This is a genomic window from Streptomyces sp. NPDC006743 (assembly GCF_040703815.1).
In the GTDB taxonomy this organism is placed as follows: Bacteria; Actinomycetota; Actinomycetes; order Streptomycetales; family Streptomycetaceae; genus Streptomyces.
Genome location: NZ_JBEYJA010000106.1, coordinates 1 through 8,683, shown reverse-complemented (window position 1 = coordinate 8,683; position 8,683 = coordinate 1). Strand labels below are relative to the sequence as shown.

8 protein-coding genes and 1 pseudogene are annotated in these 8,683 nt (G+C 72.6%); 6 read left to right on the top strand and 3 right to left on the bottom strand.

Going from position 1 to position 8,683, the window contains the following annotated elements; all coding sequences use genetic code 11:
* Window positions 1-111: 111 nt before the first annotated feature.
* From ABZ719_RS36660 to ABZ719_RS36645, 4 genes and pseudogenes are all read left to right on the top strand, one after another.
* Window positions 112-1,626, top strand: a complete 1,515-nt coding sequence (locus ABZ719_RS36660; RefSeq protein ID WP_366729499.1) for a monooxygenase — start codon at window positions 112-114, stop codon at window positions 1,624-1,626.
* An 895-nt stretch (window positions 1,627-2,521) separates the two neighbouring features.
* Window positions 2,522-2,704: a hypothetical protein gene (locus ABZ719_RS36655; RefSeq protein ID WP_366729500.1), complete on the top strand. Its 183-nt coding sequence runs from the start codon at window positions 2,522-2,524 to the stop codon at window positions 2,702-2,704.
* Window positions 2,692-3,335, top strand: a pseudogene (locus ABZ719_RS36650) (putative Ig domain-containing protein); the annotation flags it as partial. The gene ABZ719_RS36655 and the pseudogene ABZ719_RS36650, both read left to right, overlap by 13 nt.
* Window positions 3,336-3,782: 447 nt before the next feature.
* Window positions 3,783-5,351: an alpha-L-arabinofuranosidase B gene (locus ABZ719_RS36645; protein ID WP_366729498.1), complete on the top strand. Its 1,569-nt coding sequence runs from the start codon at window positions 3,783-3,785 to the stop codon at window positions 5,349-5,351.
* 88 nt (window positions 5,352-5,439) lie between these two features.
* On the opposite strand, the gene ABZ719_RS36640 is transcribed toward ABZ719_RS36645, so the two are convergent.
* Window positions 5,440-5,826, bottom strand: a complete 387-nt coding sequence (locus ABZ719_RS36640) for a nuclear transport factor 2 family protein (protein WP_366729497.1) — start codon at window positions 5,824-5,826, stop codon at window positions 5,440-5,442.
* 99 nt (window positions 5,827-5,925) lie between these two features.
* Between ABZ719_RS36640 and ABZ719_RS36635 the strand changes: the two genes are divergently transcribed.
* Window positions 5,926-6,606: a TetR/AcrR family transcriptional regulator gene (locus ABZ719_RS36635; protein WP_366729496.1), complete on the top strand. Its 681-nt coding sequence runs from the start codon at window positions 5,926-5,928 to the stop codon at window positions 6,604-6,606.
* On the opposite strand, the gene ABZ719_RS36630 is transcribed toward ABZ719_RS36635, so the two are convergent.
* The gene (locus tag ABZ719_RS36630; RefSeq protein ID WP_366729495.1) at window positions 6,584-6,967 is read right to left on the bottom strand and encodes a hypothetical protein; all 384 of its coding nucleotides are present in this window, start codon (window positions 6,965-6,967) and stop codon (window positions 6,584-6,586) included. The genes ABZ719_RS36635 and ABZ719_RS36630 overlap by 23 nt on opposite strands.
* Window positions 6,968-7,480: 513 nt before the next feature.
* Between ABZ719_RS36630 and ABZ719_RS36625 the strand changes: the two genes are divergently transcribed.
* A complete protein-coding gene (locus ABZ719_RS36625) occupies window positions 7,481-7,768 on the top strand; it encodes a hypothetical protein (RefSeq protein ID WP_366729494.1) in 288 nt (95 codons plus the stop codon).
* Window positions 7,769-7,887: 119 nt separating this feature from the next.
* Here the strand turns inward: ABZ719_RS36625 and ABZ719_RS36620 are convergent, their stop codons facing one another.
* Complete coding sequence (locus ABZ719_RS36620; RefSeq protein ID WP_366729493.1) at window positions 7,888-8,451, bottom strand: TetR/AcrR family transcriptional regulator; 564 nt, start codon at window positions 8,449-8,451, stop codon at window positions 7,888-7,890.
* Between the last annotated feature and the right edge of the window lie 232 nt (window positions 8,452-8,683).

Here is an 8,683-nt window from a genome sequence, read left to right as displayed (position 1 = left end):
CGAGGCGGGCGGGCCGGCCTCGGGCCGGGGTTGACGGGGAGCTCATGGACCTCACTATAGTGAACGCCGTTCACGTGAACGCCGTTCACTAAATACCGGAGGACATCACCGATGAACACCGACGTGATCGTCGTGGGTGCGGGGCCGACGGGGCTGATGCTCGCCTGCGAGCTGGCACTGGCGGGCGTACGGACCCGGATCCTGGAGCGCCGCACCGAAGCGCAGCGCGATTCGCGGGCGCTGAGCCTGCACCCGCGCAGCGTGGAACTGATGGACCAGCGGGGACTGCTCGACCGGTTCCTCCCGCTCGGCCGGACCGTGCCCGGCTGGCACTTCGCAGGGCTGCGCACCCAGCTGGACTTCAGCGCCCTCGACTCCCGGCACGGCTACACCCTCTTCCTGGCCCAGGCGCGCACCGAGGCGATCCTCGAGGAGCGGGCGCACGAGCTGGGGGTGGAGATCAGCCGGGGACACGAGACCCTCCGCGTGCGCCAGGACGACGACGGGGTCGAGGTGGAGGCGCGCGTCCCCGGGGGCGGCACCGAGACCGTGCGGGGCCTCTACGCGGTCGGGTGTGACGGCGGGCGCAGCGTCGTGCGGCAGGGCGCGGGGATCGGCTTCCCCGGCACCGACGAGACCCTGACCGGGGTGCTCGGGGACTTCGCGGTCGTCGACCCGCGGCCCGGCGCCCTCGACGTGGCACGGGCCCGTGGTGTGATCGTCGCGCCGCTGGAAGGAGGGCTCACCCGGTTCGTCTACCTGGATCCGGAGCGGATGCGGGTGCCGTCCCGGGAGCCCGTGACCCTGGAGGAGTTCCGTACGTCGCTCACCCGGATCACCGGCTCCGACTGCGGGGTCGCCGAGCCCCGCTGGCTGTCGCGCTTCGGCAACGCCACCCGGCTCGCGGAGAGCTACCGTTCGGGGCGCGTCCTGCTGGCGGGCGACGCCGCCCACATCCACTTCCCCGCGGCGGGCCAGGGGCTCAACACCGGCCTCCAGGACGCCATGAACCTCGGGTGGAAGCTGGCCGCCGTGGTCAACGGCTGGGCCCCGCCCGGGCTGCTGGACAGCTACGACCGGGAGCGCCGGCCGGTCGGCCGGTCGGTGACCGAGAACACCGAGGTCCAGACCCTGCTGGCGGAACTGACGCTGATCGAGCGGTATCAGCGCCCGGCCGCGGCCCTGCGCAAGCTCCTCGACCACCTGCTGGGCATGGCGGAGGTCAACCGGTGGCTCGCCGATCAGGTCTCCGCGCTCGGCACCCGCTATCCGCCGGCGGCCTCGGGCGCCGATCCGCTGGTGGGCCGGCGTATGCCCGACATCGGGCTGACCGCCGCCGGTTCGGAGGCGACACGGGTGTACGAACTGCTCGCCCCGGGCCGCTTCGTCCTGCTCGCCCGGGCCGGGGACCCGGCCCTTCGGGAGGCCGTCGATGCGGGCTGGGGCCGGCGGGTCACGGCCGTCACCGTCGACAAGTACGACGAGCACGCGGACCTCGACGGGGTCACCGAGGTTCTCGTACGCCCCGACGGCCACGTCGCGTGGGCCGGCCGTACCACCGACCGCGGCGCGCGCCGCGACGAGCGGGTCCAGGCGCTGACCGCCTGGGCGGGTACGCCCTCGTGACTCCTGAAGAAGCTGATCGGGCCGGTGGACCGCGTCGGTCCACCGTCCGCGCACGGCCCGTCCGACCAGCTCGGGCAGGTCGTCACCGTCGACGGAACCCAGCTCGTGCATCTCTCCGGGCAGGTCGTCCGGGATGCGCGAGGACGGCCCGGGAGACTCGGCGACCACGCGGCCCGGGCGCACAGGTCACCCGTGTGCCCCCCTGCTGGCGGACCTGCGGGTGCAGGGGCCGGCTTCCGTGGAACCGGCCGTCGAAGACGCCCGCCCGCCGCCGCCCGCGGGAACACCTTCCGGGGCAGTCCTCCCCGCACGTCGGGAGAGGCCATGCTCGTACGATGATCTGATGCACGAGGCGGACGCGAAGCCTTGTCGGAGTGAGGACACCGCTCGGCACACGGGCGTGCCCCGTGCCTTTGCCCGGGGAGGCCGCGGCGCCCTGAGCCCCCCGGCTGCGGGCGAGTCCCCTGTGCCGCTGGAAGGGGCGTGGCCGCAGGCGCCGACGGCGCACGTGTCCGCGCCCCGGCTGATCCTTGCGGGTCTGGAGGCCACGGGCGGTGACGGTGCCGCACTGGCCCTCGCTGCCGGACGCCGACGCCTGGCTCGGCGTGATCCTGCGGCAGCACGCGGCCGACGTGATCACGGCTCAGGCATCGTCACCGGTTCAGGCGACCCCCTCCCCTTGGACGGACAGGATCGGGCAGGTGCTCGCCGCCCATATGGCCGATGACGGCCGGTCACTGCCGGCGGTGGCCAGGGAGCTGAAGCTGAGTCCGCGGAGCCTGCAGCGCCGCCCCACGCCGACAGCATTCCCGGGCCGGTCCTCGACGCGGCCGTCGAGGAGGCATGCAGGAACGACCTGCTGACGCGGTGGTTCGTCGAGCAGGGCAAGCGCGTCATGGGCGCCGCCACCGCGGCCGAGGTGTTCAAGGGCTGGCGCGCCTACCGCACCGACGACGTCTCGCACCGAGTCACCCAGGACGTCCTGCTGCCGGCCGGTGCCGCGGACCACTACGTACCGCTGCACATGCTCGGCGACCAGATGCTGACGCTGCCCACCGCGCGATCGGCGGCTCCCTGACCTACAGCGCCTCCGGTCTGCCCACCGGCCTGTCGATCGGCAGCTCCACCGGCGTGATCTCCGGAACGCCCACCACGGCCGGGACCTCCAGCACCACCGTCACCGTGAAGGACTCCACCGGTGCCACCGGCACCGCGGCCTTCACCTGGACGGTCGGCACCGGCGGCGGTGGCGGCGGTGGCTGCACCTCGACGCAACTGCTGGCCAACCCGGGCTTCGAGTCCGGCGACACCGGCTGGACCAACAGCGGCGTCATCACCAACGACACCCGTGAGCCGGCCCACAGCGGCTCCTACACCGCCTGGCTCAACGGCTGGGGCTCCGCGCACACCGACACGCTGTCCCAGACGGTGACGATCCCCGCGGGCTGCAAGGCGACCCTGGCCTTCTACCTGCACGTCGACACCGCGGAGATCGGCAGCACCGTCTACGACAAGCTGACGGTGACCGCCGGCTCGAAGACCCTGGCGACGTACTCGAACGCCAACGCGGCCTCCGGCTACAGCCGGAAGTCCCTGGACCTGTCCTCACTGGCGGGCCAGACGGTCACCCTCAAGTTCACACCGGCGTCGAGGACGCCTACCTCGCGACCGACTTCGTCGTGGACGACACCGCCCTGACGACCAGCTGAGCACGCACGCGCCGGCACGGACCCGCACCCCCTCCCCGGGCGCGGGTCCGTGTCACGTTCCCGGGTGCGAGTCCGTGCCGTCCCTGCCGCGGGACCGGTGGACGCACCCGGCTCGACCGGCTCGACCAGACCGGCGGCGCAGTTGCCCTTTCGTTTGTTGACCGGCCCTCCGAACGCTCCCTGAAACGGCCGAGTCGAGACGTTTGAAGCCGCCGGGCTCCGGGTGATGTCCGCGCTCTCCATTGACGTGTACGCGACTGCGCCCTACCTTCTGACCGGTTAACCGAACTCCGTCCGAAATATCGAACAATCCGTGGCGGTGACCCCGCTTCGCATCCCACCGTGGCCCTCGACGAGCCGGGGCCGGACCGCCGGACGGAGAACCCACCGGGCTGTCCGGCCCCTGTCGGGGAGCCCCACCGTCGTCCCTCTCTCAGGAGACCACTCATGTCCGTGAGAACGTCCCGTGCGTGGCGGGGCAGGCCGCTCGCCGTACTGGCCCTGGTGCTGGCCATGGCCGGCGCGGTGCTCGGTGTGCAGACCTCGGCGGGCGGCACCGCCATGGCCGCCGGCTCACTGCCCTGTGACCTGTACGCCGCCGGCGGCACCCCCTGCGTCGCCGCGCACAGCACCACCCGTGCGCTGTACTCCGCCTACAACAGCCGTCTCTACCAGGTGAAACGCGCCTCGGACGGAGCCACCCGCGACATCGGCGTGCTGAGCGCGGGCGGTTACGCCGACGCCGCCGCGCAGGACTCCTTCTGCGCGCGCACGAGCTGCCTCATCACTGTGATCTACGACCAGTCGGGCCGCGGCAACCACCTCACCCAGGCACCGCCCGGAGGGTTCAACGGCCCCGCCGCGGGCGGATACGACAACCTCGCCGAGGCGTCCGCCGCTCCGGTCACCGTGGGCGGCCACAAGGCGTACGGCGTCTTCATCGCCCCCGGCACCGGATACCGCAACAACAACACCAACGGCATCGCGACCGGGGACCAGCCGGAAGGCATGTACGCGGTCCTCGACGGCACCCACTACAACGGCGGCTGCTGCTTCGACTACGGCAACGCCGAGACCAGCAGCCGGGACACCGGCAACGGTCACATGGAGACCGTCTACTTCGGCAACATCAAGGTCTGGGGCTACGGCACCGGCAACGGCCCCTGGGTCATGGCCGACCTGGAGAACGGCCTGTTCTCCGGGGCCGACCGCGGCTACAACGCCAACAACCCCAGCGTCAGCCACCGCTTCCTCACCGCCGTCGTCAAGGGCGGACCGAACCACTGGGCGATCCGGTCCGGCAACGCCCAGTCCGGCGGCCTCTCCACCTCCTACGACGGGCCGCGTCCCAACGCCACCGGCTACAACCCGATGAAGAAGGAAGGAGCCCTCATCCTCGGCATCGGCGGCGACAACAGCAACAGCTCCGCCGGGACCTTCTACGAGGGCGTCATGACCTCCGGCTACCCCTCGGCGGCCACCGAGAACGCGGTCCAGGCCGGCATCAACGCGGTCGGCTACGCCACCTCCCCCGCGGCGAGCGCACTCCCCGTGGGCTCCCGCGTCTCGCTGCGAGCCACCACCGCCTGCTGCACCAGCCAGTACCTGCGGCACGACAGCGCCGGCACCAACGCCTCCATCGCCACGGTCTCCTCCGCCAGTGCCCCGGCCGACAGGGCCGCCGCCACCTGGATCGTGCGCGCGGGCCTGGGCGACACCTCCTGCGTCTCCTTCGAGTCCGCCGACAAGCCGGGGCAGTACCTGCGCCACTACGACTTCCGCCTGCGCGTCGACACCATCGACGGCGGCCTCGCCCAGCAGGACGCCACGTTCTGTCCGCAGGCCGGTCACAACGGCCAGGGCATCTCGCTGCGGTCCGCCAACTACCCGAGCGACTTCGTCCGCCACTACGACTACGCCGCCTACATCGCGAGCCAGGGCGGCTCCCACGACTGGGACAGCGCCACCGCATGGCCCGACGACACGAGCTGGGCCGTGACGTCCCCCTGGGCCTGACGCCGGGCCCGCACAGCACACGCTGCGCCACCCGGCCCGGGTGGCGCAGCCGGCCGGGCCCCTGAGGCGGGCGTTGGGCGTTCTCCGTTCAGACGAAGAACGCGTTCATGCCCGCGACGTCGGACAGGTACGTCTCGATGCTCGCGATCCTGCCGTCGCGCAGGCGGCAGACGGTGGAGAGGTGCTCGTCCAGGCGGAGTTCGCCCCGGCGGGCGGTGTTGTGCAGGGACAGGGCCATGTTCTCGCGGCTGACCAGGATGTGCAGCAGTTCGAAGTTGAGCCCGTAGGAGGCGATCTTCTTCGCCCTCTCCACGACCTCATCGGCGCCGTCGGCCGTACCGGAGATGGTGTTGTCACCGGGAAGCGTCCAGGTGGCGTCGTCGGTGAGCAGGGCGCGGATGCCGTCCCAGTCGCCGGCGGCGAGGCAGGAGTGGAACGTTCTGCCGAGCTGGTACTGGGCCTCGTAGTGGGACATGGGTCTCCTCGGAAAGTCTGCTTAAAGCGGCGATCACCGCTTTAAGCACTCTAGGAGGATGGTGAGCTAAAGCGCAACTCATTGCTTTAAGCTGAGGGGGTGACCGCCAAAAGCAAAGAGAGCCGTCCCGGAGGCCGGAGCGCCCGGGTGCGCGCCGCCGTGCACCGGGCGACCGTGGAACTGGTGCAGGAGGTCGGCACCGACAAGGTGACCATCCCCGCGGTGGCGCGCCGCGCCGGTGTCAACCCGAGCTCCGTCTACCGCCGTTGGGGGACGACCTCCGCCCTCCTGGCGGACGTGGCCGCGCGGCGGCAGGACGAGGGGACGCCCGAGCTGCTGGGTGATCTGCGCAAGGACCTCGAACAGGCCGCCGTGTGGACACTCACCGACCTGTCCCGGCCGGGAGGGGTGGCGTTCTTCCGCGCCGAAGTCGCACCGGACGTCGACGAGCGCCGCGCCGGGCTGCGCGAGTGCCTGGAGCGGGTCAGCACCCGGTTCCACGCGGCCCTGGAGGCCGCGGCCCGGCGGGGGGAGACGACCCCCGAGCTGGCGCAGGTGCTGGACCGCGTGGTCGCGCCCCTCTACTTCAGGGTGGTGTTCTCCATCCCGGAAACGGACGAGGACTACGCACGAGCCCTGGTCACCGAGTTGTACGACCGGCACACCGCGGCCGCGGACCCTGCCCCGGCGCCCACCACAGGCGTGCGCACGGGGCGGTCCGCGCACGAGACACCCGCCCGGCCCCGCGACACCCGCCTCAACGGCCCCGGTCCACGGTGAAACCCGCGTGGAACGCGCCGCCGCCGGGGCAGATGCCGTCGACACCCCACTGCGACAGGCGCCCGACGGGGTCGGGACCGCCGGAGGAGAAGTTCCCGGCCGGGGCGATCGTGGCCTGCCCGGCGTACACGGTGCCCTGGGTGCGGCGCAGCGTCACCGTCCCGTCCCGGAAGGCCTGGGACGTGGCGTCGACCGTCTGCGACGTGCCGGTGTCGCAGGTGACACGGATCGTGACCGTACCCCCGGCCCCGAGCGTCGCCGGTGACACCTGCACCGCCGGGTTCGCCTCCGCCCGGGAGGCGAACAGGCCCGCGCTCAGGACCGCTGTGACGAGGGCGAGGGAAGCCGTTGTGCCGCGCATGTGTCCTCCTCACTGCCGGACGACGCTCTCGTGCCAGTGCAGGGCCTCCCTCTCGGCGCGGCATCCCCGTTAGGCCGAACAGGTGACGTGAGCGCTCCGCTCGAAAGGCTCCACGACGGCGTGCCGCACCCGCGCCGGCCCGACGACGGGCCTCGCCGGTGGCGGTGCCCGTCTCCCGGGAGGAGGGTGGTGTGCGGACACCGAGTCCGTGCGGACACCGGGTGTGTGAGGACACCGGGTGTGTGCGGTCACCGGGCGTGTGCGGACACCGGCGTCCACGCGCAGTCATCCGGTGGCAGGAGAGAGCGGCGCGCGCCGGACCGCGGGGTGGTGCACCACGGACAGGGTGTGCCCTGGCAGGCGGCATGGTGCGTCACGCACGAGGTGTGCCGCGCACGAGGTGTGCCACGGGCAGAGTGGTCACCGACAACGTGCGTGTGCGTCCCGACGACGTGTGTCGCCGGCAGGTCGCGTCACCAGCAAGGTGCGCCACGGGCAAAGGAGTTCCAGGTCATGGAATCGATCCGCTCGCTCGCCGGAACGGCCGCTGCGGCCGTACTTCTGGCGCTTCCCCTCACCACGCTCCCGGCGGCTGCCGCCACGACCGACGACTGCGCGAGCGCGCAGGCGGCCGCGGACCGGGCCCGGAAGGATTTCGACGAGACGAAGAAGGCCTACGAGGCCCAGATCGCCGCGGGCGGGCATCCGGGCGCCGCCGGCCGCCAGGAACTCGCGGACGCCGACGTCCGGCGCAGCGTGACCGCCGCCGAGGCCGAACGGGTATGCGACAGCTCCGCCTGACGGCGCGTCCCGCCGGGGACCCCGGAGCCCGGCGCCCGGGGTCCTGAGCGGGGCAGGCTCTGTGAGGTCATGGGGCGACCGAGGTCATGGGGCGGGCTGAGGTGCTGGAGCGGCTGCGGTCAGGGAGCGACGGGATCGAGGAGTGTGCTGACGAGGTGGTGTGCGTAGGGGGCGCTGAGTTCCTGCGGACGGAAGAGGATGCGGTACATGAGAGGGGCGACGATGCGGTCGATGACGGTCTCGGTGCCGGGCGTCTCCTCTCCGCGTTCGCGGGCGCGGGTGAGGATGAGGTCGATCTGCTGGGCCGCGTAGGCGGAGCACTGGCCGGCGTTGCCGCCGTCGGGGTCGCCGAGCAGGGCGTCGCGGATGTAGGCGCGGCCGGCGGGGGAGGACATCTCGTCGAGGAACTGTTCGGCCCAGGCCGTCAGATCGGCCGGCAGGGTGCCGTGGTCCGCGGGCGCGGTCTCGGGGCGCAGGTGCTCGACCGCTACGTCGGAGAGCAGCTCCTGCAGGTCTCCCCAGCGGCGGTAGACGGTCGACGGTGTGACGCCGGCGCGCTGGGCGATCATCGGTACGGTCAGGGCGTCGCGGCCCACTTCCGAGGCGAGTTCGCGTACGGCGGTGTGGACCGACGCCTGGACACGGGCGCTGCGTCCGCCGGGGCGTACCATCTGCCTGCTCATGGCGACCATCTTAAAGCGAATTCGTTGCGTCTGGCGGGGTGCGGGGTGCGGGGTGCGGGGTGCGGGGAGCGGGGGCGGGGTGCGGGGTGCGGGACCGGCGTCGGGGGGGGGGGCGGGGGCCCCCCCCCCCCCCCCCCCCCCCCCCCCCCCCCCCCCCGCGGGGGGGGGCCCCCCCCCCCCCCCCGCCCCCCCCCCCCGCGCCGGTGCCGGGTACGGTCCCGGAGACTCACGG

Coding starts and splice junctions, on each gene's coding strand:
- ABZ719_RS36625 (WP_366729494.1), top strand. CDS start 7,481: ATGGAATCGATCCGCTCGCTCGCCGGAACGGCCGCTGCGGCCGTACTT.
- ABZ719_RS36660 (WP_366729499.1), top strand. CDS start 112: ATGAACACCGACGTGATCGTCGTGGGTGCGGGGCCGACGGGGCTGATG.
- ABZ719_RS36630 (WP_366729495.1), bottom strand. CDS start 6,967: ATGCGCGGCACAACGGCTTCCCTCGCCCTCGTCACAGCGGTCCTGAGC.
- ABZ719_RS36645 (WP_366729498.1), top strand. CDS start 3,783: ATGTCCGTGAGAACGTCCCGTGCGTGGCGGGGCAGGCCGCTCGCCGTA.
- ABZ719_RS36655 (WP_366729500.1), top strand. CDS start 2,522: ATGGGCGCCGCCACCGCGGCCGAGGTGTTCAAGGGCTGGCGCGCCTAC.
- ABZ719_RS36640 (WP_366729497.1), bottom strand. CDS start 5,826: ATGTCCCACTACGAGGCCCAGTACCAGCTCGGCAGAACGTTCCACTCC.
- ABZ719_RS36620 (WP_366729493.1), bottom strand. CDS start 8,451: ATGAGCAGGCAGATGGTACGCCCCGGCGGACGCAGCGCCCGTGTCCAG.